Source organism: Coleofasciculus sp., from assembly GCF_046565525.1.
GTDB lineage: Bacteria > Cyanobacteriota > Cyanobacteriia > Cyanobacteriales > Coleofasciculaceae > Coleofasciculus.
The window spans coordinates 23,393-46,672 of the sequence record NZ_JBKHUP010000037.1 but is presented as its reverse complement, the minus strand read 5'-3'; the positions used below and the strand labels follow the sequence as shown (position 1 = coordinate 46,672).

General features: G+C 44.6%; 19 protein-coding genes and 1 pseudogene. 5 read left to right on the top strand and 15 right to left on the bottom strand.

Annotated features, from left to right (window positions below):
* Positions 1-445 precede the first annotated feature (445 nt).
* The 3 genes from ACLGGO_RS15105 (at position 446) to ACLGGO_RS15095 (ending at position 3,295) form a co-directional block, all read left to right on the top strand.
* Positions 446-1,615 (top strand): hypothetical protein, encoded by a 1,170-nt coding sequence (locus ACLGGO_RS15105; protein ID WP_446419905.1) that lies wholly within the window; start codon positions 446-448, stop codon positions 1,613-1,615.
* Positions 1,605-2,597: a pentapeptide repeat-containing protein gene (locus ACLGGO_RS15100; RefSeq protein ID WP_446334966.1), complete on the top strand. Its 993-nt coding sequence runs from the start codon at positions 1,605-1,607 to the stop codon at positions 2,595-2,597. The genes ACLGGO_RS15105 and ACLGGO_RS15100 overlap by 11 nt, the downstream gene beginning before the upstream one ends.
* Positions 2,598-2,734: 137 nt before the next feature.
* Positions 2,735-3,295: a Uma2 family endonuclease gene (locus tag ACLGGO_RS15095; protein ID WP_446419904.1), complete on the top strand. Its 561-nt coding sequence runs from the start codon at positions 2,735-2,737 to the stop codon at positions 3,293-3,295.
* 212 nt (positions 3,296-3,507) lie between these two features.
* Here the strand turns inward: ACLGGO_RS15095 and ACLGGO_RS15090 are convergent, their stop codons facing one another.
* The 4 genes from ACLGGO_RS15090 to ACLGGO_RS15075 all read right to left on the bottom strand — a co-directional run bounded on the left by ACLGGO_RS15090 (position 3,508) and on the right by ACLGGO_RS15075 (position 5,362).
* Positions 3,508-3,822, bottom strand: coding sequence for a DUF1816 domain-containing protein (locus tag ACLGGO_RS15090; RefSeq protein ID WP_446334968.1), 315 nt, complete (start codon positions 3,820-3,822; stop codon positions 3,508-3,510).
* Positions 3,823-4,116: 294 nt separating this feature from the next.
* Positions 4,117-4,689, bottom strand: a complete 573-nt coding sequence (locus tag ACLGGO_RS15085) for a ferritin-like domain-containing protein (RefSeq protein WP_446361170.1) — start codon at positions 4,687-4,689, stop codon at positions 4,117-4,119.
* Between the two features lie 21 nt (positions 4,690-4,710).
* On the bottom strand, positions 4,711-4,899 hold the full coding sequence (locus tag ACLGGO_RS15080) for a hypothetical protein (RefSeq protein ID WP_446419903.1): 189 nt from the start codon (positions 4,897-4,899) through the stop codon (positions 4,711-4,713).
* Between the two features lie 13 nt (positions 4,900-4,912).
* Positions 4,913-5,362 (bottom strand): response regulator, encoded by a 450-nt coding sequence (locus ACLGGO_RS15075; protein ID WP_446419902.1) that lies wholly within the window; start codon positions 5,360-5,362, stop codon positions 4,913-4,915.
* 368 nt (positions 5,363-5,730) lie between these two features.
* Between ACLGGO_RS15075 and ACLGGO_RS15070 the strand changes: the two genes are divergently transcribed.
* On the top strand, positions 5,731-6,918 hold the full coding sequence (locus ACLGGO_RS15070) for an aminotransferase class V-fold PLP-dependent enzyme (protein WP_446419901.1): 1,188 nt from the start codon (positions 5,731-5,733) through the stop codon (positions 6,916-6,918).
* A 61-nt stretch (positions 6,919-6,979) separates the two neighbouring features.
* Here ACLGGO_RS15070 and kaiC read toward each other — a convergent pair whose 3' ends face one another.
* From kaiC to ACLGGO_RS15055, 3 genes are all read right to left on the bottom strand, one after another.
* Positions 6,980-8,539, bottom strand: a complete 1,560-nt coding sequence (kaiC, locus tag ACLGGO_RS15065) for a circadian clock protein KaiC (RefSeq protein WP_446334973.1) — start codon at positions 8,537-8,539, stop codon at positions 6,980-6,982.
* A gap of 93 nt (positions 8,540-8,632) precedes the next feature.
* Positions 8,633-8,947, bottom strand: coding sequence for a circadian clock protein KaiB (kaiB, locus tag ACLGGO_RS15060; RefSeq protein ID WP_446334974.1), 315 nt, complete (start codon positions 8,945-8,947; stop codon positions 8,633-8,635).
* Between the two features lie 281 nt (positions 8,948-9,228).
* Complete coding sequence (locus tag ACLGGO_RS15055) at positions 9,229-10,146, bottom strand: circadian clock protein KaiA (RefSeq protein WP_446334975.1); 918 nt, start codon at positions 10,144-10,146, stop codon at positions 9,229-9,231.
* Positions 10,147-10,463: 317 nt separating this feature from the next.
* On the opposite strand from ACLGGO_RS15055, the gene ACLGGO_RS15050 reads away from it, so the two are divergent.
* A complete protein-coding gene (locus ACLGGO_RS15050) occupies positions 10,464-13,883 on the top strand; it encodes an ATP-binding protein (protein ID WP_446419900.1) in 3,420 nt (1,139 codons plus the stop codon).
* A 125-nt stretch (positions 13,884-14,008) separates the two neighbouring features.
* Here ACLGGO_RS15050 and ACLGGO_RS15045 read toward each other — a convergent pair whose 3' ends face one another.
* From ACLGGO_RS15045 to ACLGGO_RS15010, 8 genes and pseudogenes are all read right to left on the bottom strand, one after another.
* The gene (locus tag ACLGGO_RS15045; RefSeq protein ID WP_446419899.1) at positions 14,009-14,158 is read right to left on the bottom strand and encodes a hypothetical protein; all 150 of its coding nucleotides are present in this window, start codon (positions 14,156-14,158) and stop codon (positions 14,009-14,011) included.
* A 273-nt stretch (positions 14,159-14,431) separates the two neighbouring features.
* Entirely contained in the window at positions 14,432-15,043 is a 612-nt protein-coding gene (locus tag ACLGGO_RS15040; protein WP_446419898.1) for a hypothetical protein, read from the bottom strand.
* Between the two features lie 182 nt (positions 15,044-15,225).
* A complete protein-coding gene (locus ACLGGO_RS15035; RefSeq protein ID WP_446419897.1) occupies positions 15,226-15,990 on the bottom strand; it encodes an SDR family oxidoreductase in 765 nt (254 codons plus the stop codon).
* A 26-nt stretch (positions 15,991-16,016) separates the two neighbouring features.
* Entirely contained in the window at positions 16,017-16,676 is a 660-nt protein-coding gene (locus tag ACLGGO_RS15030) for a DUF2301 domain-containing membrane protein (RefSeq protein WP_446334979.1), read from the bottom strand.
* Positions 16,677-16,797: 121 nt separating this feature from the next.
* Positions 16,798-17,601 (bottom strand): SAM hydrolase/SAM-dependent halogenase family protein, encoded by an 804-nt coding sequence (locus ACLGGO_RS15025; protein WP_446419896.1) that lies wholly within the window; start codon positions 17,599-17,601, stop codon positions 16,798-16,800.
* A 157-nt stretch (positions 17,602-17,758) separates the two neighbouring features.
* Positions 17,759-17,986: pseudogene (locus ACLGGO_RS15020) on the bottom strand (hypothetical protein); the annotation flags it as partial.
* On the bottom strand, positions 17,976-18,473 hold the full coding sequence (locus ACLGGO_RS15015) for a Swt1 family HEPN domain-containing protein (protein ID WP_446419914.1): 498 nt from the start codon (positions 18,471-18,473) through the stop codon (positions 17,976-17,978). The gene ACLGGO_RS15015 and the pseudogene ACLGGO_RS15020, both read right to left, overlap by 11 nt.
* A gap of 210 nt (positions 18,474-18,683) precedes the next feature.
* On the bottom strand, positions 18,684-22,751 hold the full coding sequence (locus tag ACLGGO_RS15010) for a response regulator (RefSeq protein WP_446419895.1): 4,068 nt from the start codon (positions 22,749-22,751) through the stop codon (positions 18,684-18,686).
* Positions 22,752-23,280: the final 529 nt, after the last annotated feature.

Below are 23,280 nucleotides of genomic sequence, written 5' to 3'. Positions count from 1 at the left end.
AAACTGTCCCTAAAAGGGGTCAGTATTTATAATTTTCTTAGAGTGTGCCAGTTGATCAGGATGATTTCTAGGGGAGATGGGGGAGTCTGTTCCAGACGTGCCATGGCACGTCTGGGAGCAGAGGAAGCAGGGGATATAGGGGCGGGTTTTACAGATAACTTATGGCAACAACTGATAACTTACATAAACCCGCCCTTCTGGGGGAGCAGGGGAGAGAACTTACATAGCTTGCTTCTCGATGAAAGCGAGTATGACAAATGACAGTCTTGATATCATAGAGTTAGTAGAGTTGGAAACCCCTTTGGACAAAATCATTGACAAATAAAATAACGTGTGCTAAACATTTTAAAAATGTACCAATGTTCAAAGCGTCCGGCTCACGAACAAAACGCGGCGGATTATTTCTCTATAAAAGCGATAATTTCACAATTCATCATTCAGATTAATGCCAGGGTTATTAAGTTTAGATAGAATTGTTAAAAATTTGGAAACCCACGACAATTCAACACGGATTAAAAAGTTAATGGTTTATACCTGCCAAAATCAGTGGGAAAACGAGCTAGCAATTCTGAACCAGTATGAATTCTCCGATTTAATCCAACAACTTCGCGCCTCGCATTTCAGTCTAGATCAGCTTCGTTCAACGCTTTATAGCTTTGCTGAAACGTTGAACCGCCAAGCGGAATATTTACTAGTGGCTGATACGATTATTCATCAATTAGAACCTCTCTATAGTGAACCCGACGAGTTAACTCAAGTCGTCGCCGCAAAATCCCAGCCTAAAGCTTCAAGTCAGCCGCCATGGATTGTCTCAGAAATCGCCAGGGAACTAGAAGAAGATAATAATACCCTGAGGCTCAAAAAACTCATGGTTTATGTCTGCAAAAATCGGTGGGAAACAGAGTCCCAGATTCTAGATCAATTGAACTTGGCAGATTTAATTCAAGACCTAAGAGAATCTTACCCTAGCATCGAAAAACTGAGTGCAGCACTCAAGCAGCAAGTGCAAACGCTCAACCGACAGGCGGAATATATTGTCGTGGCAAAAACGATTTTAAAGGCGCTGCAAAAACTCTATACTGATGATTCAGAAATCACCACTGTCAAATCAGCTAAAGCGGTGCGATCGCAGCCGCCAGCGCCACCACCGACAAAATTGTCCCCACAAGTCAATACAGGGACGCGAAAACGGGAAGATAAAGACAACCAGAGAGAATTTTCTAATCTCCAATCCCCAATTCCCAATCCTCAATTTCCACTTGTTAAAGGTCAGGAAATCCCAGAAAACGCCACTCAGGATTTAAGTTCACAAACATACCCTTATGATCCCTTTGATTTACGTCTGAATGTAATGAAATATACGACTCCATTGCGGGCAAAATTATTAATTTTTTCGGCACTCTATCGCCCCGTTCAGAAAACGCAACATGATTGGTTATTAATGAAAGCCAAGCCCTTAGATGATTTGTTGTATGAATTGTTTTCTAATTGTCCCACACTTGAGGAACTCGAAACCAAGCTTTATCATACAGTACAAGCCCTTGAGGACTCCGATGAAAACACTCAAGCCGCTGGCGCGATCGTGCAATCAATGAAACTATTCTATGAACGTTAAGGAACTCCTACAGCGCTATGAAGCGGGAGAAACGAAGTTTAGTGGTGTCAGTCTCAGTGGGGTCAATTTGTTTGGGGCGGACTTAATTGGTATTGTTCTCAGTGGTGCTGATTTACATGGCGCTACGCTAATTTTTGCCTACCTGAGTCGCGCTAATTTAAGGAAAGCAAATTTAGTGGGTACGCGGTTAAGTGGCGCGAATTTAAATCAGGCTTGGCTGAGTGGTGTTAATTTAAGTAATGCCGATTTACATGGGGCAAGTTTACAAAGTGCTGACTTAAGAAGCGCCAATCTGACATTAGCCAGTTTGCTCGATGCAAATTTAATGGATGCTGATTTGCGGGGGGCAAATTTAAGTGGGGCGGATTTAACCGGGGCGTGTTTGCGCGGGGCTAATTTGCGAGAAGAGAAGCGTATGTATACCGCTAAGCTGCGGGGGGCAATCTTGCAGAACGTCGATTTACAAGGGGCAGATTTACGGGGAGCAGATTTGTTGAAAGTTAACTTAAGTGGTGCCAATTTAAGGGAAACAAATTTGCGGGAAGCTGATTTGCGGGGGGCAGATTTGAGTGGCGCCAATTTGAGTTCGGCATTTTTGACAGAAGTGAATTTGATGGGGGCGAATTTGCGCGGCACTATTCTGAAGAATGTCAGATTAGAACGGGCGATATTGACTGAAGCAGATTTAACCGGAGTGAATTTACAGGGCGCTGTGATGCCAGATGTAAAGTTGAGTAAAGCCCAAGTGAGTCGGGGAAATCTGAGTTTTGCGCGATTGAATCGGGCGGATTTGAGTCGGACAAATTTACGGGAAGCGAATTTGAGTGAGTCGGATTTGATTGAGGCATATTTGGCAAGAACAAACCTAATGGGGGCTAATTTGAGCAATGCTAATCTGACACGGGCAGAATTGAGTACTACTAATTTAATGGGGGCAAATTTGCAGGGGGCGACAATGCCTGATGGTAGAATTCATGAGTGATATCAGCTCCATTCTTACTTGAGCTTTGACGCGGAAATTTATTTCCTGGCGTACTGAGTTGGCGACACTTTGCTTAAGTCAGTGACATTCAAGTTAAGATGGAGACAGCACCTGTTTTTAGGTCATCGCGATCGCCTATGATAACTACAGAACAAGTTCGCTGGACTGTTGGTGATTTAGAACTCTTTCCAGAAGACGGAAAACGTTATGAAATCATTGATGGAGAACTGACTGTGACGAGAGCGCCTCATTGGAAGCATCAGGAGGTTACCGGCAATGTGTATGCTCAGTTACAGACTTGGTCGCGTCAGACAGGTTTAGGTAGAGCCGCGATCGCTCCTGGTATTATCTTCTCAACAACCGATAGCGTCATCCCTGATGTAGTTTGGGCAAGTAATCAGCAATTAGAGGAATGCTTAGATGAGTCTGGACACTTAACCGCTGCGCCTGAGTTGGTTGTTGAGGTGCTATCTAAAGGGAGTAAAGATAGACAACGGGATTTAGAGTTAAAGCTCAAACTTTATTCCACACAGGGAGTGCAAGAATATTGGATTCTAGATCGCCAGAAGCAAGAGATTAAAGTTTATCGGCGCGAACAGGCGATGCTGAAGCTAGTAGTAACATTGTTTGCTCAAGATGTACTTACAACTCCGCTTCTGCCTGGGTTTAGCTGTATAGTGGGAGAACTCTTTAACTAGGGCTTGCTGAATAAGTTGTGGGTGAAGGGAGCGGGGGAAGCAGGGGGAGCAGGGGGAGCAATGATACATTTTCCCTGATAGCGGTGCAAGGGTATGAAAGGGTTTTACCCTATTTCCTTGAAGATGATCCAATGTCTATGCTACTCAAAGCCTTGATAGATAAGGGTTTTGCAGTTGTGCAGCAAGCCCTAACTAATTTTTCAGAAATCGGACTAAGAAAATCGTTTTGAATTATACACAAAATCAAAAATACCGGATTTAAAATTATCGGCGGGTTCATTGCCAGTAATGGTCAGTAATTTGGGTTGACCTTGCTTCAGTTCAATTGTTCTAATTTCACAGCCTTCTTCTTTTAAATCCTCGATATACCCTGATTGGTAAAGTTTGGCTTGTTTGCCACTGCCAAAAGGTCCAAAGTAGTAGGTGCAGTGGGGGTTATCTGTGACAATTTTCAGCCACCACGCCAAACCCAAGCGTTCTAAGGAAGCAAGAAATGTATTTTGCTGTTTTTTCCAAAAACCAGTCATCTTTTTTGGTAAGTCCGTTACTGGATCTGTTGACACCCTGCTCGTCATGGATGACATTCCTCAATGTTGCTATAGGTACCCTAGAGGTTTGGAGTTTTCAAACTTTAACATTATCAATGTCTATAACGCAATGTCTTCTATCTAAAGAATGAGTATTGACTTAAGTTATCCTGTAACGCTGAATACAAATATTATTTTAGACAGGCAAAAATCCCGCACCCAATTTGTGTTTTGGTAGCACGGGATACATTTTACCTGAAGTTACGCGATCGCACGCCCGACAAAACTAATCGATTAGCTAGGTTTAGTTCTGGGATCGATAGCCGCTAGCAAATCGGCAAGTTCACTGGCGTGATCTTCTTCGTCTTGTAGAATTTCTTCGAGTATATGACGAGTTGTGGGATCAGCATGACCAAAAAAGCCGACTAACTTGCGGTAAACTTCAATCGCAATCCGCTCTGCGACTAAATCTTCTTTAATCAATTGAGTCAACTCAATATTTGCACCCGTGCTACCGTACTCAGTCGATGAGCGCTCCATGATTGTCGCTGGATTAAAATCGGGATCACCCCCAAGCTGATCAATACGCTCGGCGAGCATCATCGTATGTTCTTGTTCTTGCTCGGCGTGTTCAGCAAACTCCGCAGCAACTTGAGGATAATTAATTCCCTTAGCAATAACCTGATGGTGACGGTAGCGCATTACACATAAAATTTCTGTGGCTAGCGCTTCGTTGAGGAACTGACAAGCTTGTTCGCGGTCTAGGGGATAATCTTCAGTAACGGCTCCCTCTTCAATAGATTGACGCGCCTGCTGGCGAATCTGATCGATATCATAAAGTTTATTGTTTGTTTGTGTGGCTGTCATAGGTGTTCATCCTTCTCATTATCAAGGGGTACTCCCCAATTCACCAACGACTTTTTGTTGGCTCTCGGATCTAATTGAGTGACCCAAATCTTTACTAAACTTAACTTTAAACAAAGAGCCGGAGAAGCGCTTCTGTCCTAGGGGAGAGTTATCGGAGGAAGCCGCTTCTGCTTGCGTTCGATTGGGCAATACGGCAATCAGATAAGACATAATCCAAGAGGTGTTAGCAAACATTTGCCATGTTTCCCCATTCAAGGGGATAGATCTCAATCAGTTCACGCAGTCGATACTGTTGATAATTTTTCGGTGAACTTAAGCGGGCTTTATTAATGGTCTGAATAAGTTGATCACGGGAAAAAGGTTTACTGAGGTGAGCAGTAGCCCCTTGCTTCATTCCCCAAATTCTGTCAATTTCATGATTTTTAGCCGAACAAATAACAATAGGAATGTCCTGAGTATCCGGATGCTTTTTTAACTGACGACACACCTCAAATCCATTCATTTCTGGCATTATTAAATCAGTGACAATGACATGGGGTTGATAAAATACTGCCTTGTTCAGCGCTTCTTTCGGGTTGGTTAGATTGATAATCCTATGATCGCTATCGCGCAGGTAAAGATTCATCAATGCTAACTGAGAGAGACTATCCTCAATCAATAAAATCTTACTCATGGGGAGATTAGCCAAAAAACTAAATGGGCGAAAAATCAATAAAAATAGGAAGTTTTCTTAGAGATATATCAACTACTAGGATATCTTTACTTTTTGTAAAGAAAATCCGTTAATTCACTGAATGCTCCTACGCAGAATGGCTGATTTAAAGAAAAATGAATCGGTATATATGCTTATCGTTTTGACAAAATTGGGGTTAGAATGATGCATTCAGGAGGACAGGAAAAACTTGCCAATGGAGTTCCCAGAAGGGAGGATAGTAGTAAGACTATGTCCATCACCGACTTTTCCGTAAATTTAGTTAGGAGGTCTGGTTTTCCTCCGGAACCCATACACAGTATGGACGAGGTATCCAGCAGCAAATTAAGATGACAGACATCTCTGGTGCATCAACTCATCTGCAACACCATCGACAGCAGTTTCCGGCTTTAGCCAACAAAGCTTATTTCAACTTTGGCGGTCAAGGGACTCTCCCCTCAAGGTCGTTAACCGCGATTCAACAGGCTTATGAGTATACTCAGCATCATGGACCGTTCTCCGGTAAGGTCAATGAGTGGCGGGTGGAACAAACGCAGCAAACCCGAGACGCGATCGCGTCTGAGTTGAGAACGCCTCCAGAAACTATTACCCTCACCGAAAACGTGACCGCAGGCTGTAATATTGCTTTCTGGGGAATAGACTGGCAAGTTGGCGATCGCATCCTGCTCACGGATTGTGAACATCCCGGTATTGTGGCGACAGCCCAAGAGATTGGACGGCGATTTGGTGTAGAGGTGTCCACCTGTCCAATTATGGCGACGCTGAATCAAGGTGATCCCACCGCCGTGATTCAACAACACCTGACACCCCGTACCCGGTTAGTCGTTCTCAGTCATATCCTCTGGAATACGGGTCAAGTTTTGCCATTAAAGGACATTGTGGAAACCTGTCGTGATGCAGTGACAGAAAACGCCCCGATCAGAATTTTAGTCGATGCGGCTCAATCCGTCGGTTCCTTACCTTTAAACTTAAGCGAACTTGGCGTAGACTTTTATGCATTTACGGGTCACAAATGGTGGTGTGGACCAGCTGGGGTTGGGGGTTTGTACGTGCGCCCTGATGTTTTAGAACACCTGCATCCCACGTTTATTGGTTGGCGTGGTATTGTCCAGGACAAAACGGGTAAACCCATCGGTTGGAAACCTGATGGAGAGCGCTTTGAAGTCGCTACCTCCGCCTATCCTCTCTACGTCGGACTTCGAGAGGCGATCGCGACTCATCAGCAATGGGGAACGGATCAAAGCCGCTACGAAGAAATTTGTCAGCGCAGTCAGTATCTTTGGCAACGTTTATCTGAGTTAAACTCGGTTCGTTGCTTATTGACCTCTCCCCCCCAAGCCGGTCTAGTTTCCTTTGTCTTAACTAATAGCACACCTTCTTCCCAACTCGTCCAACAATTGGACCAAAAGGGTTTCCTGCTTCGCACGCTTCGTGATCCCGACTGCATTCGCGCCTGTGTTCATTACTTTACAGACTATGAGGAAATTGACCAGTTAGTGGACGCGATCGCTAGTTAATTTAAGTGATCAATAGAACACCATTCCCGCAACGGTAAATGACCAATGACAAATGACAAAACTATTCTGTTGACTTTTGTCGCACACCTTGCACAATCCGCGAGAGTTCACTCTTTTCGTCAACAGTAATCCGACTCGGAGAACCACTGATGATTCGCTCGTAATTGCGGAATGAATCCTTAATTTCTGCCCCACCTTTGCTAATTGTGTACTCCCGGATTCCGGTATCGTGCCAAGATCCACGCATTTTAAACACATTAATTGCCCGGGACATTTGACCCCTAATTTCTACGTATTGCAGCATTAAAATTGTATCGGTAATCGTAGAAATATGGGAATCTGTAATCGAATTAGAACCCATAAATTGGTCAGTCGTATTTGTAAAAAAGCCCGTAATTTCTTCTTGCTTGGCGTAACCAGTCACCCCAATCACGAACTGACGGAACGCATTATTGCTTACTCCCCGCGCTAACGCCGAAAGCGAATCAATGGCAATGCGAGACGGTTTGAACTCCTGGATTTGGGATTGAATAATTTGCAAGTGATCTTCTAATCCGGCTGATTCGGGGTAAGAACAAAGAATTTTCAATAATCCTTTTTCCTCCATTTCCTCAAAATCGATTCCCCAGGATAAACCGTTTCGCGTGAGCTGCGCTCTGGATTCTTCGTAGGCGAAAAGTATCGCCCGTTCCTCATTTAAACAAGCGTCCTGAATAAACTTACTGACTAATAAGGTTTTTCCAGTTCCTGTGGCTCCCGTTGCCAAGATAATGGAATCTTTAAAGAAGCCACCGCCACACATTTCATCCAGGGTTTTAATTCCGGATGATACCCGCACATTGGACGAACGCTGCGTCAATTGCATAGCGCCTAAGGGGAAGATGTTAAATCCTTGATTAGTTAGGGTAAAGGGATATTCCCCTTTCATGTGGGTTGTACCCCGTAGCTTGAGAATTTCAATGGTGCGGCGTCGGCGTTCTCCTTCCAAAACATTGCGAATAATTACCACATTATCGGAGACAAACTCTTCCACGCCAAACCGCGCAACCGGTCCATATTCTTCAATGCGCTCTGTAGTCATGACTGTCGTCACTCCAATTTGCTTGAGGCGAGCGACTAAGCGAAAAATTTCTCGCCGCACAACTGAAGCGGCATCGTATTGTTGAAATATGGCGGTGATGGAATCAACGGAAACGCGCTTGGCTTTGTACTTGCGAATTGCGTATTGAATCCGCTCGATTAAAGCAGATAAATCAAAGTTACCCACAACTTCTTGTCCTTCTGGATCAGGAGAGGCGTCCAGAATAAAAAGTTTGCCGTCATCAATTAGCTTTTGCAGATTCCAGCCTAAGCTATGGGAATTTTTAATAATATCGTTGGGAGATTCTTCAAAGGTAACAAAGACACCCGGATCATCGAATTGAGTGATCCCGTTATAGAGGAACTGAACCGCGAACAATGTTTTGCCAGTACCAGAGGTACCACTAACCAGTGTGGTTCGACCCACGGGTAACCCCCCATGGCTGATATCATCGAACCCTTCAATCATCGTCCGGATTTTATGGATTCCTGCTGTGGTAAATTCCTCGGGTCTTTGCTCATCTAGATTAAATGGACTCATATTTTTTCGTCAAATTTAAAGATATAACTAAAATCACCGTAATCTGAGAATAGATCTCGGAGTCGCTATTATGCCATAAAATCTGAACGTTACCTAAAAATCAATCTCTCCATCGCGAATTTCTTCATAAAGCAGATCCAATCCGATTAAAACTTTTTCGCGATCGGACAGATCCCCAATAATTTTTCGCACTGGAGGGGGTAAGACTTTCGCTAGGGTTGGAGTTGCCAAAATTTTATCTTCCTCAGCAAGTTGAGGACTTTTGAGAACATCAATTACTTTCAGGGCGTAAACCCCTTGAAATTCCTGTTCTAGGATATTTTTAAGTGTTTTCAATGCTGTAACTGAGTGGGGAGTATTCCCAGCCACGTAAAGCTTGAGGACATAAGTTTTTTTTAAGGGACTCATAGGGTTAGCCATTAGGAATCAGCGAAGGATAGTTGCAACTTTAAAAGTAACCCGAAATAAATTCGTTCACCGTTCACCTGGATGGATCAGAAGCTAATTGCCAATGCCAAGATTATAGCGGTTCTCACTCTTGATGAAATACAAGCATCTGTTTTTTTGTTCGTGCTACTCCTTTACTCCAAGCACGCTCCATGCGTCATGGTTCATTGCCTGGTGAAGTTGCCATGAACGAGGAGCCTGAGACTGTATTCCATGAAACCAATAATTTCTACCTCTCTCAATTATAACTCTCTCGGAATCGAGCGACGATACATTTCACCTAAATGGGCAATCACATCGATCAGCGTTAGGCGATAGTCTGTGAGAATATCTTCACTGCGACCCTCTAGCTTGAGTTGTTGAGAAAAATCATCCATTAAATCCATGTGAATTTCTACAATTCTAGAAACGGATATGTCGGCAAAAAATGCTTCATTGACAAAATTATCAATTAACTGGTTAATCGTGGTATCTTGACTGAAGTACATTAAAACAATCTGACGATAATCCCTCTTAAGTTGTTCGATCAGCTTGATTCTTTCATTTTGCGGTAAATAGCGAAAGAAAAACTGAGGATTTCGTTTATAGTACACACCGAGATAGCCCAGTCGCTCTTTGAGTTTCTCAGATAACCGATACTGCTGTTTCATTAAAGAACCCCGATGATTTTCCTCGGCTTTGTGATCCGCATTAGCCAGAAGATCGGGCAAGTTGCAGTTCGGAGACAGAGAAAGAAACTGGGTAATTGCCTGTTCTATTAAATGTTCTATCTCAGAGAGTTGGATAGTATCGAGTCGGACTTCAGCGGCGTGAAACAGATAATGCACCTCCCCTGGTGTAAAATGAACGGTTGTCTGAATCGGGTTGGGCTGACCATTTGTGACAACAACAGGATTGTTATCTTTTGATTCTTTGGGTAAAATCACCAGAGGAAGGAGGGTTCCTTGTTCGTACAACTGATTAATAACGGGTGGTAAGGATTCATCTTCTTGCAGCACTAAACAATCGATGTGCTGCTGTTTTTGTTCAACGAACTCCAGGAACTCAGCCTCTGAGTTCGCGATCGATAACAGATAACGATCGCCACTTAAAACCTGGCTCAGTGACTGCGCCAGGGCTGGGGAACGAACAAAAATACCAATCGACAGTTGAGGATGCAAAACGATAGAACTTTAATAGACAATACAGTTGAAAAACAACCTTACCCATTGCCGAGTTAAATCACTCGACTGTAAAGTATTTTAACAAAATTTTTATAAACTTAATTAACATTGCGTTAAATACTCTAAGAATTGTAAGTAATTGTAAGCACTTTGCCCTTTCCCCCCCCCATCCAGAGCAATAATTGAACTAGAGCTGTGGTTGTGTTGGTCAGCGTCAGAGTTTCTGACGCTACTCGGCTTATGGGTAACTTAATATACATTGATAACCTGCGACCCAGCCGCTTCCCTTGATTTGAGCTAGATTGGTCATATCCATGTCAACTCCCAGTTTAAAAGAATGTGCTGCTCCGGTTCCGATTTGTTCACAAACCACTGATCTGACTGCCTTACTGGAAATTTTTCACGCATCAGGGAGTGACTCGATTGTTGTAGTCAGTGAGCAGCAATATCCCCTGGGAGTCGTGAATCTGCGACAGATTATTCCCCATCTCCTAACCGGAGGGAGGTCAGCAGCAACTCTAGGAGAAAGAGCAACTGAAGATGTCTCTCAACCGCTCTCGGAACTGGAACCCTCTGTAATTGAACCCCTAGCGATTCTACCAGCATCGTTGACAATCAGCCAATTCTGGACTATTCTACCTGACTTAGACGGGGGAACACTAGACACACCACTCGATACATCCAACATTCCCGACCCTAAAGGTTCTAGACAATGGGCATTAGTCGAACCCAATGGCAGATTTTTGGGACTGCTCAATAGCTGGCAATTATTGCAATTCTTAGCGCCTAAATCCCAGACTGAGGATGTAGAGACGTTGCAGGCAACGTCTCTACGTCAGGGCGGGTTTAGCACAAACATTGCCATCAATAGCCAAAAGAAAGTTCATTCACCCGCCCCTACAAACCATTCCCTCGATAGTCGCGAAGGGTTCCCCAATCCCCAATCCCCCCTAATCCAACTACTCGAACAACTACCACTACCCCTGAGTTTACAAACTGCAACCGGGCAAGTCTTGTCAGAAAATCTGGCTTGGCGTCAGCAGATAGGACTATCCTGGAAACATCCAACTGGGATAGAGTCAACGTCAGTTGAATCACCATCTAATGTAGGCGTCCTCAGTCATAACCCTCAGTCCGAGTCAACCCGCTACTGTGCCAATTGGCAGACAAATCCTCAGGTGACAGAACCATTAACTGTAGCCGATCCCAAGCCCACCCCAATGGAACTCAACAATCGGGAGAAACCAGTGGCTTGGGGCGTTGGTTATGAACCTCAGCCAATATTCACCTCCCCTAGAGCGATAGGTTTTGACTGTGGAGGCGAAGGCACCCGTCCCATGGCAACCCATGCTCAACATCCAGAACTTGAGTCTACAGCGACATCCCCATATCCTCAAGACTCACGAATGGATAGGGAAATGCGAGAAACCACAACAATCCAGGATCGCCAGTTTTCGTTGACAAAAATGCCTCTATCCCCATCGTTGTTTCCAGAATTGGCAACGGAGAACTGGAAAAATGCACCATGGAAAGACTCACCATGGCAGGTTTCTACACAATCAGACACAGCCAACTCCCCGATCCCAGAAAATACTCTCAATCCCCCTAATTCACAGCTTTGGTTAGTCATGGCGCAAGACACGACAGAGCAGCAGCAAGTCGCTCAAGAACTGACTGCCAAAAATGCAGATTTAGTCCAACTCAACCGCCTGAAAGATGAGTTTTTAGCCTGTATTAGCCACGAACTCAAGACACCACTCACTGCCGTTTTAGGATTATCAACTCTGCTCAAAGATCAATCCTTGGGAGAACTCAATCAACGTCAAGCTCGTTATGCTCGGTTAATTTATCAGAATGGGCGTCAACTGATGGCGGTGGTCAATGATATTCTGGATCTAACGCGCATGGAAACAGGTCAGCTCGAACTGACCTTAGAGCCAGTGCAGATTCAAAACGTGTGCGATCGCGCCTATAAACAAGCGCTCCAAGTCTACTCAGACAAGGATCAAACCCAAGAAGGCACAACACCCGACATCTCCTTTGTTTTAGAGATTGAACCCGGACTAGAAACCATCATTGCCGATGAACTGCGGCTGCGGCAAATGCTGACGCACCTGCTATCCAATGCGCTCAAATTTACCGACAGCCAAAACACCGTGGGTTTAAAGGTTAACAATCAAGATGGTTGGATAGCCTTCACCATCTGGGACACAGGAATTGGCATTCCCGAAGACAAGCAGCACTTGATTTTCCAGAAATTCCAGCAATTAGAAGAACCGCTCACTCGTCGATTTGAGGGGACAGGTTTAGGATTAGTCTTAACCCAACGCTTGGCTCGTTTACATGGGGGAGATATCTCGTTTATCTCTAAAAGCGGTAACGGTAGCGAGTTTACCCTGCTCCTTCCCCCCTGTCCACCTTCTGGCAGGGATTTGGCAGAGACTGAGGACTGGGGACAGGCGAACGCAAACTTCCCATTTTCCAATCGTAATCGTTTAGTGTTAATTGTAGAAACTGTACCCCGCTATCTAGAAAGCGTGACGGTGCAGCTCAAACAGCTAGGCTATTGGGTGGTCAATGCTCGCTCAGGTCCAGAAGCACTCTCAAAAGCTCGTAGCTTACAACCAAGCATCATCTTACTCAATCCCCTCCTCCCGCAAGTTTCGGGTTGGGATGTACTGACATTGCTCAAGTCTGATCCGCAAACTTGTCATATTCCTATCTTAGTCACAGCGACCCAAGCTGAAAAAGAACAGGCTTATAAAAATAAGGCGGATGGCTTCTTAAGTTTACCGGTTCAAGGGGAAGCATTGGCGAAAAGCCTGACTCGCTTGGGTAAACACCAGCGTTCCCCCAATCAGGTACTAACGTTGCTTTATCTGAGTGCTGGGTTAGTCGAGGTTCCCCTGGAATCGTCAAAACTAATTTCTCAGTTAACTGATGCACTAAGTTGCCAACATTCAGACTTGAAATACCGCATATTGGAAGCCGATGATTTAGAACAGGCAGAATTATTGGCGCGGGTTTGGCATCCGGATATCGTTTTGCTTGATGGGGCTGGGATTAACGATCCCCCAGGTTACTTTAAAACCTATTTGTTATATCCCACATTAGCGGATCTACCCATGATTACTCTGGATCATCAAACCACAGAAGCTGCCAATCAAGCGATGGGACTTTCTGTCTATCCCTGTTTAGCACCAGATAACCCACAGAAAATTACCACACTCCTGCAAGTGATTCAAATTGCGGCTGGAGTGAGTCGCAAGTCTAGCATTCTTATCTTTGATCTGTGCGACACTCAAGGAGTTAGTCCCAAATATCACGCCTTCAACACGAATCCCGTCACACCTTACACACCTTGGCTACGGGCATTGATTCAATATCTCCAAGCTGCTGGATTTAGAAGCCTATTCTCCCACTGTTGGTCAGATGTCTGCCATCAACTTCAACAACAAATGGTTGATGTATTGCTGATTCGGATCAAAGATATCGAGAATGATTCGGGCGTGGTTCAAGGATTAAGGGCTCTGAGTCAGCTACCGAATCGACCCCCGATTCTTTTGCTGGATCATCGATTGCCCGATTCTTCTGTCAATGTTGGAGTCTCTGAGTCGGATCAGATAACGACGGAATTCGAGTCGCAATTACAAAGCGTTGCGACTAAAATTTTGCCTGGACGTTCCTATTCTATGAGTCAATTGTTAGAAGAAATTTATCAGGTTCTCGGCTAGGGCAAAGTGTTCTAAGCTTTCAGCATTTAGATTAGGATACCTAAATTCCCCAAAGGGAATAGGGAACAGGTAATATCCAATTTAAATGCACATCAGTTTAGTAAATATCAAGTAACAATCAGCGATTAAGGATCAACAATTAATTTAGTCTGAATCCCTAGATAAGAGTGGCTGCCAATTCTGACCTCTAAATTTGACGCTCTGTCGAAATAGACGAGAGTCGCGGTAATCATCGCAAGTCCGATGAGGATGACGCCAATATCATTTTTTTCCATGGTAGTATGCCTTCATTGCTGATACCTTCAACAATAGACGGCTGACTCCATCCGGAGAAAATACACAGGGCAAGTTGCTGAATTGACTAGGGCATAAGGGTTTCACTTAACCAAGATTGGGGAACGGTTAGCTTTGGGGAGTGGACAATTTCTCAGCTAGCACTGCTTCCCCCGCTCCCTCTGCTTCCCCTGCTCCCTCTGCTTCCCCTGCTTTTAGCGCTTAAGTAGACACCAATGCTGTAAAACCCGCCCCTACACGCCTGTTCCCTCGCTTCAATGTAAATCTTCTTCCCAAATCCCGATATAGATTCGTCCCTCTTGTTGGCGTTCAATCACGCCTTCAAGATAATCTAGCCGAAAGGAAAACTGCTGAGATTGACGTTGCCACACTTGTTCTAATCCCTGTTGGATTTGCTGGTTAAGCTTGCACCCTAACATTCCATTCAATGTCAATATTACCGTCTGAGAATCAACTTCAGCCGTAAAGGAGGCTTCGGTTTGTCGAATTCGTCGAGAATTTCGGTCAAACAGAAAACCTAAACTGATCTGATCAGGTATTAATTCATAGAATACAGCACGAGTATTGGGCCAATAACCCCGTGCGGTTCCGGTGGGAGCGCCTAATAGACGCATTACATCTTCTTTGGTAATTCCTGGCTGAAAGGCGGGAATGCCAACGCCTGTTGGGGCTTCTCGACACCGAGTTTCAATCATGTCTCCTAGAGGAGGTGGAAAGACATTGATGGATTCTAAGGGAAAGGTAGAAGGCTTTGAGGCAAGTCGGGAACTTAGTTGTAACCGCGTCAGTGGTGAAAAAAATTGATTGGATAGCACGATGGTAAAAATCCCGGCTATCAGGAAATTTGTAATGATGACTATTCCCATGACTATTTTATTAAAATTTGGAGGGCATGTATAGCACCGCAGATAATCGGTTTTTGCTACCTCATTTTTGGCAATTAAAAGGTTATAATAGGATTGGATTTATACTCAAAAATGGCGCATTTTTTAGGACTATCCAAACATTACGCCTTAAATAATTCGGTTAGAAAACAGTCGCTCGTTTTTTAGGAGTAAATCATTTTTCTTGTCATCCCACCATCAATGACAAAATTCGCACCCGTCATAAATGTGGCTGGGGAAGACGCTAAATAAACGGCGAATGCGGCAATATCTTCTGGTTTGCCCACTCTACCCGCTGGATGTTGTTGATGATCCTGGGGGGTTAATTGGAGTTGATGTCTGGTTGAGGGTTTTTGCCATTCGCTGACGTCTATCCATCCCGGACTAATGGAATTGACTCGAATATCAGGACCGAGGCTAATTGCGAGGGCATGAGTTAAGGCGACAATTCCGCCTTTAGCCGCCGCATAAGCTTCTGTATTCGGTTCAGACATGAATGCACGGGTCGAAGCTATATTAATAATTATGCCTTGGTTTTGCCTGAGATAGGGAACAGTATGTTTGGCACAAAGAAATGCGCCGGTTAGATTAGTCGCCAGCTTGTGATTCCAATCGTCTAAACTGAGTTCTGTGATTGGGGGATTTTCGGGATTGGCAATTGCCGCATTATTGACCAAGACATCGATTCTGCCCCATTGGTTGTGGATGGCTTGAATCGCCTGTTTGACGGAATCTTCATTGGAAATATCCGTCTGAATAAATTGAATTGAACCAAGGGGTTGAAACTCGGCGGCTGTAGCTGTTCCCGCTTCTTGATCAATTTCTGCGATCGCGACGTTCATTCCCTGTTCTAAGAAGGCTTTCGCGATCGCCTTGCCAATCCCTTGTCCGCCTCCTGTAACAATAGCGACTTTCCGGTGCAAGCTCATCGGTTATTATCCCCCTAATCTAATCGTTATGAGTGAGCCGCACGTTGTTCTTTAAGATAGGCAAACACTGACTTATCGCCAATGTCAGGAGGAATCGGCTGGATTGCCTTACGCACCGCAAAGACCAAAAATAGCACCGTCCAAAGTCCTAACAGCACCTGTTCCCCGGTAGCGGGTAACATATTAACTAAATGTCCCAGTAATAAGACGGGTACTAAGGGAGTCAGCAACTTAGTTTCAAAGCGGTTAAAACAAAATGCTTCTTTGAAATAAATCCCAGTTAACGCCACAAACACAAAACCAATCCCGAAGAGGGTAACGGGTTGGTTATACACGAAAAGGGCAAGGGGTTCGCTACTCTGGATGGCGAATACGACAGCCGCAATCGTGCCAATCCCCCAAAATAATTGTAGGAGTCGGTGTAGGGGGGCTAAATAGATATGAATCGTTGCCAGACTCACGCCTAGCGCCACACAGAATAAGCCATACAGGGGAGTGAGGGCGGTTAAAACGGTGGGATTATCCGGTTCCCATAAGACTAACCCACTAGCGATCGCAAAGCTCAATGCCGCGATTATCAGGCTACTGCGGTATACAATAACCCCTACGCGATCGCTGTCAGTAATCGTAAATTCGCCAAATTGACCCTGGTAAACCTCAGAGTCCCATTGTTGCTGTAGTACCATTTTATCTCCTCTCTATACCACGAGGGGGCTGGGAAAGCCCTGACTGTAGAGACGTTGCAGGCAACGTCTCTACACCACACCTCCCTCATCTCCCAGCCAATACCCTCTGTCTTTATACAATTTAACCTTTGATTTCAGTGGTGACAGCCACGTCTACCCTCTTCCCTAAATCTAACTGCAACTCAGATTGAGCGCTACCGCCATTCACAGCAATTTCTACCCAACCGTGACTCCCAATGAGGGCGATGAGTTCTCCGAGGGGGCGATCGCTATAGGTTTGACCCCTGGGGATCTGGCGTTGGTTGACGGTGACTGACCCCATTTTTCCCTTCACGTCAGCGGCGGGAATATTGGTGATCAGGTTCCCGAAATGGTCAATATATTGGATAGAACCCGTGATCCCCGTCGCGGTTTTGGTCAGTTCCGGGATCGGCAATTGTACCAGAGTGCTAGGTTCGATCACTGATCCCAACTCGTCTAAGGGAACACCACTGGCAAGATGTGCGCCAACGGGGGCAAATATATCTCGACCATGGAATGTTTTACTAGGGGTGGGGGTGCGCCAGAAGTCTGGGTTAGTGAGTTCAACAGCAAAAACAATCGTACTTTTGGTTAAGATACCGCTAAATAATCCATTATCAGGTCCGACTAGGAAAGCATTATCCACTTGTAGCGCGATCGCACGGCGCTGGCTGCCTACACCGGGATCAACCACCGCCACATGAATGGTGCGATCGGGAAAATAGGGATAAGCGTTCATCAGATTAAATCGGGCGGCGGCGATGTTTTGCCGAGGTATCTCGTGGGTGAGATCGATGATCGTCAGGGCTGGGTTAATTTGGGCGATGACGCCTTTCATGACTCCCACGTAGACATCGTTAATGCCAAAGTCGCTTAATAGGGTGATGATTGGGGTTTGAGACATGATGAATCTAAATGAATTAAGTTAACTGGGCGGTTGAAACCACAGCTACACAAACAAAACCCGCCTGCGCGGGTTTCCACACCCCTAGTTTTTCTCTCTTTCCTTGTCAAGCGGACAAAAGTTTCGTTTGGTTCCACGATTTCCTTTTCAACAGGGCTTAAGTTGACACGGATGAAGGCTTGCGCCCGCACATAAGTACCTCATCTATTATTCCTTCCAAGCGCAGGAAATGCACTCGTCCCGATGCTTCCCCTGCAACAATTGTTACTCCATCGGGCGCAATAGCACAGCAGGTTAACTCACTCTCCCCAATGAAATTAGCAATTACCTCTCGACTTTCCAAATCCCAGATAGTGAGAATGTGGTCAGATGAACTAGATATCACGCACGTATTTAGCCAGAATCGCACTTTTACCGATACCGGGTTCGCCTTCAATAATAAAATAACCGCTAGGCTGACTGGTCAGAAATTCCTCTATCGCCTGAAACACAAATTCACGCCCAACAAACCCGGCTGTCTTCTCCTCAATTAATGATTGAAAGGAGTGACGCACTTCTGGTGTCTGGGTGACGGGTGTAGATTGATTCGTGACTCTTGATTCTGGCTTATCTTCAACCTCAACAGTCGCCTGTCCTCGCCGCACGTTTTCCTTCTGCTGTTCGATTGTCTGTGCTGCTTTCTTAGCACTTTTATCGTCAGTAGCAACCAGTAGCCGCGCCATACTGTCTAAGGCGCGAAACGTATAGTCATCATCAAATTTTTCTATCTCGTTATGCTTGACTTCATTACGGACTTGTAGTAATTCACTAACTAAGCTGCGCTCAAAATGACTGAATTTTGCCGCATCGCGAAATGCATTATTCCAATAAATCCTAACTTACCTTGAAGTGGGCAAGAGCAACAAAGGATAATATCAGGATATCAAGGTTTATAAATCTTGCCCACCCTACATAAAATCAACTTAATCAAAGAACCCGCGCAGGCGGGTGCAAGTTTGTGTAGCTGCGGTTTCTAACCGCCAAGCTTTTCCCGATACGTTGGGTTGAGGAACGAAACCCAACCTACTCTCGTTGACATGCACTCACTCCAGCGCCTGCTTCACCCGTTGATATTCTGTAATTGCCAAAGAAACCAACTGTTCTGCTTCACCTATTGTACCCGCCCGTCCCAATGCTTCTAATTGTTGACAAAGCTGGGCAAGATTCTGCACTCCTAATGCCTGACTGCTGGACTTGAGACTGTGAGCTGTATGATACAGTAAATCAGCATCTCCTTGCTTAAGGGCATCGTGAATGGAGTCTAATAATTCCGGCGCTTCTTGTAAGTAACAATTAATCACTTCGCTAAGTTCATCCCCTGCCATTTCTTGCAAGTTTTCCATCACGTCTGGATCAATAACAGGCTGTTCCGTCGGCTGTTCTGTTGTCGGCGGTTGACATTGACTCAATGCCTGTTTTAAAACATCAACATGAATCGGTTTACTCATATAGTCATCCATACCCGCCGCTAAACAGGCTTCGCGATCGCCTTGCATCGCATTAGCTGTCATGGCAATAATCCGGGGACGCAAAAATACGGAAAATTCTTGACAAATCTGCTGGGTTGCGGTTAATCCATCCATTTCTGGCATCTGTACATCCATGAGTACCACATTGTAGGGTTGACGGCGCAACGCTTGTAAGACTTCTAACCCATTGGCAACAATATCTGCTCGATATCCTAATCGCTTCAGCATATTAACCGCCACTTTTTGGTTCACCACATTGTCTTCCGCTAAGAGAATTTTCAGGGGAAATTTTTGGGCAAAAGTGGGGTCATATTTGGATGAATGGGAACGAATTTTCCGGGGTGAATGTTCCTCCTGCGTCAGAATATTGACTAAGATATTGTACAACTGAGACTGTTTAATCGGTTTATGCAAATATCCCGCGATCGCAGGGCTTGAATTTGTTAACTGGGTGTCAGGCTGTGTCTCGACTTGCCCGATCAATCCCAGCATGACTATGGGTAAGTTTTGGCAATGGGGATGCTGACGAATTTGGGTGATTAAACTCCAATTTTCCATCTGGAGAATCTGGGATGCCAAAATCGCTATATCAAAGCGTTTTCTCTGTTGTAACCAGGCTAAGGCTTCTGTTGTCGAGGCGGTAGCTTCTACTTGTATTCCAAAGGATTTGGCTTGTTCGGTCAACATTTGCCGAGTCGCCGCATTATCTTCTACAATCAACAGACGTTTATCACTCAATACTTGCTGAGAATTATCGGTTTCTGAATCTGAGGAAACTGGAGTCGCGATCGCGGTGAAATAAAAGGTCGAACCTACACACTCTTGACTTTCTACCCACATTCTGCCTCCCATCAGTTCACTCAGTCGCTTGCTAATCGCTAGTCCTAATCCTGTACCGCCATATTGACGAGTGGTTGACGCATCAAGTTGGCTAAAGGGTTTAAATAGCCGATCAATATGTGTTTTGGAAATGCCAATTCCTGTGTCACGCACCGCAAATTGTAAACCGATTTGATCATCCGACATTTCGACAGTAGGGGTTACTGAAATCACCACCTCTCCAGTTTCAGTAAACTTAACCGCATTACTGACTAAATTCACTAAAATTTGGCGCAATCGCGTCACATCTCCCCTAATCATCTCAGGCGTTTGAGCGTCCATTAAATAGGCTAACTCAATCCCTTTCTCTCTTGCCTTAGACGATAGCAGATCTAAAGACTCCTCAATACAAGAACGTAAATTAAACGGATGTTCCTCTAAGTCTAGATTGCCTGACTCAATTTTAGAGAAATCCAAAATATCATTAATAATCGTCAGTAAGGCATCACTACTATTGCGGATAATATCCACAAATTCTCCCTGCTGGGCGGTTAATTGCGTATCCAGTAGTAAGCTAGTCATGCCAATTACCGCATTCATTGGTGTGCGGATTTCGTGACTCATCATTGCCAGAAAATCACTCTTAGTGCGGTTTGCTGTTTCTGCTTCTTCTTTCGCAACTTTGAGTTGTTCTTGGGCAATTTTTTTATCGGTAATATCAGTAATAGTGCCGACTATACGGTAGGGATTGCCGTCGCGATCGCGAATACATCTGCCCTTCGCCGCAATCCACAGATAATGCCCATCTCGATGTTTGAGCCGATGGATATTTTCATAAATCTGGGTTTCTCCAGCTAAATGATAATTGATATCTTCTACTACCTGCTGGAAATCGTCAGGATGAACCTGATCAGACCAGCTTGATAGGCGGTTTGGCAAGGGCTTCTCCTCATAGCCAAGAATTCGCATCCAAACAGGGGAATAATACACCTCATTGCTCAAGACATCCCAGTCCCAAATCCCGTCATTTGTACCCGAAACTGCCAGTTCATAGCGTTCTTCTCGTTCCCGCAATAAGGATTCTATCCGTTTACGTTCTTTAATTTCAACTGCCAGTTCACTGTTAATCGCTGAGAGTTTTTGGGTTCGTTCTTGTACCCGTTGTTCTAAGGTTTCTTTTGCCTGTTTAATTTCCTGGAATTTTTGAGTCAGTACCGATGCCATTAATTTAAAGTTGCTAACCAGGGAATGAATTTCCCGGACTCGGCTTTGAGACCAATCAATAGAGACAGTGCTATCCAGCAGTTTTTGCGGTAAATTAGTTGTTACCTGTGCCAACTTGTATAGAGGTTTAACTAAGCGATGGCTTAATAATACGGCAACCAGCAATGCTAAGACAGTAATCAGTAGCATTGTTGCCAGGTTTTGCAGGTAGAGTACTTCTAAATTATCAATGTAAGGGGCAGTCGGAATTTTAAGAATTAACGTCCAAGGAAGATAGGGTTCAAGTGAGATTTCTTGAACATGAAAGGAATTTCGCCAACGCACCATGATTGGTGTACCGGGTGCTTTAGGTAACCACTGAAAAATATCAGCATCAAGGGGACGAATTTCACCGCCTTGACGCGGATTAAACGATTCCATGATACGGGTATTAAACTGGGTACTGGCAATCAGGCGATTTTGACGATCAACCAGCGCTATCTGTAATCCTCGTTCTTGGATATTCAGCGTCAAGAATTCCTGAATTTGGCTTAAATCTAGGGAAGCATAGGCAATACCACGAAATCGATTATTAACAATGACTGGCACACTTAAACCCACATGAGGTATCGGATCAGTATCATCAATATGTACATCAGAGAGAACAGGCTGTAAACGAGTGGCGGTTTCCTCTAGTAAGGAGTATGGAGCAATATTTAACCCGATAATTGATTCTCCCGCTTCATTCAATCGGGGCTGAGCGGCAATTATTGTTCCCTTAGCATCGGTGACATAACTTTTAATAAAATCAGAGAAACTCCGCTTGAGCAATTCAGTACTTTGCTGTAAATATTCCGAAGGTTGTTCTGGAGATTGAGCCGCAATCTCAGCTAGTTCCTCGACTCCATGTAAATGTTGCTGATACCAGAAATTTAGGTTAGCTACAAGGGATGCAGATGTGGCGTTGAGTTCGGTACGAATTTCTGATTCAATATTGTTGAGAATTTCCCGTCCGTTTAAAATGGTTAAAATTAAGACCGGGAATAATACAAAAGAAACGAAGAGATTGAAAATTGTTTGCTGAAGCGAAAGTCGCTTGGATCTGTGTCGAATATTTAACCACTTTTGTAATGGCAAGTTTGTGACAATTAGCGTTGTAATTAAAGCATTAAAGATACCATTTACCGATTGCTTAAATATAATCAGCCAGGTTTGGGTCGCCGGAACATTTAAAACCCCACCATAAAATAGCCCGACTAGAGGCATACCCATTAGCACCCAATAGATGCCAGCTAGGAGCAGCATGTTTTCTGTCTTGCGGTGCAACAGCAAGCTAATAAACAGGGCTTCCCCGGTTAAAATAATAATGGCGTAGGGATGTCCCCAAAGAGTGTAGGTGTAACTGCTGGCAATCAGGGCGGCTAAAGTTCCCCAAAATACGCCATAAAAATACACCACCATTAAGACAGCGATACTGCCAAATAAAAAGTCCACCCCAAAAAATAGGGATAGACTGAAATAGTTGCCTAAATATCCAGCTCCAATCAGTACGATGAGTAAGAGGTTAACGCGCTTAAACAGGGAGAAAAATCCTTTGATAAAATGAAAAGGGAATTTCATAGATGAGAGAGCGTTGGCTGGTTTTCTGGAGCTAGACGTGGCAGAATGATCACCGACAGATCATTATCTGAGTTGAACTAATCCACCTTAGATCTAGCTTAGACTCAGATCTTGCATCTGTCGCTTTCTTTGCACAGTATTGGGCAGCCTATCACCTTTGTAGTGGCTCGGCACAGCTAAAAAGGCGCTACCTGTAGGGGTAAGAGACTCTAGTGTCCTTACTATATGTGGCATTTGTGCGTAAATTCTGCAGATTTTACAGTTAAATTGGGCGCACGGCTTGCGCGAGTGTCAAGGGTTCACCAACGGTTTCGGGCAAAGGTGGTGACTGTTGGGATTATTGGGATTATTAGGATTATCACGGTTGTAGGGGCGAGTCGCTGCACAAATGTTCGGTGTGAGAATTAACCTATATCGACTCGCCCCTGTCTAAATGCGGTGTTAGATAATTCCCGATACCTGATGCAGAACGACCCGATAAAATTAAGGGCTGGGTGGTATTAATTCTGTGCGGCGGTTCGCCCCTACG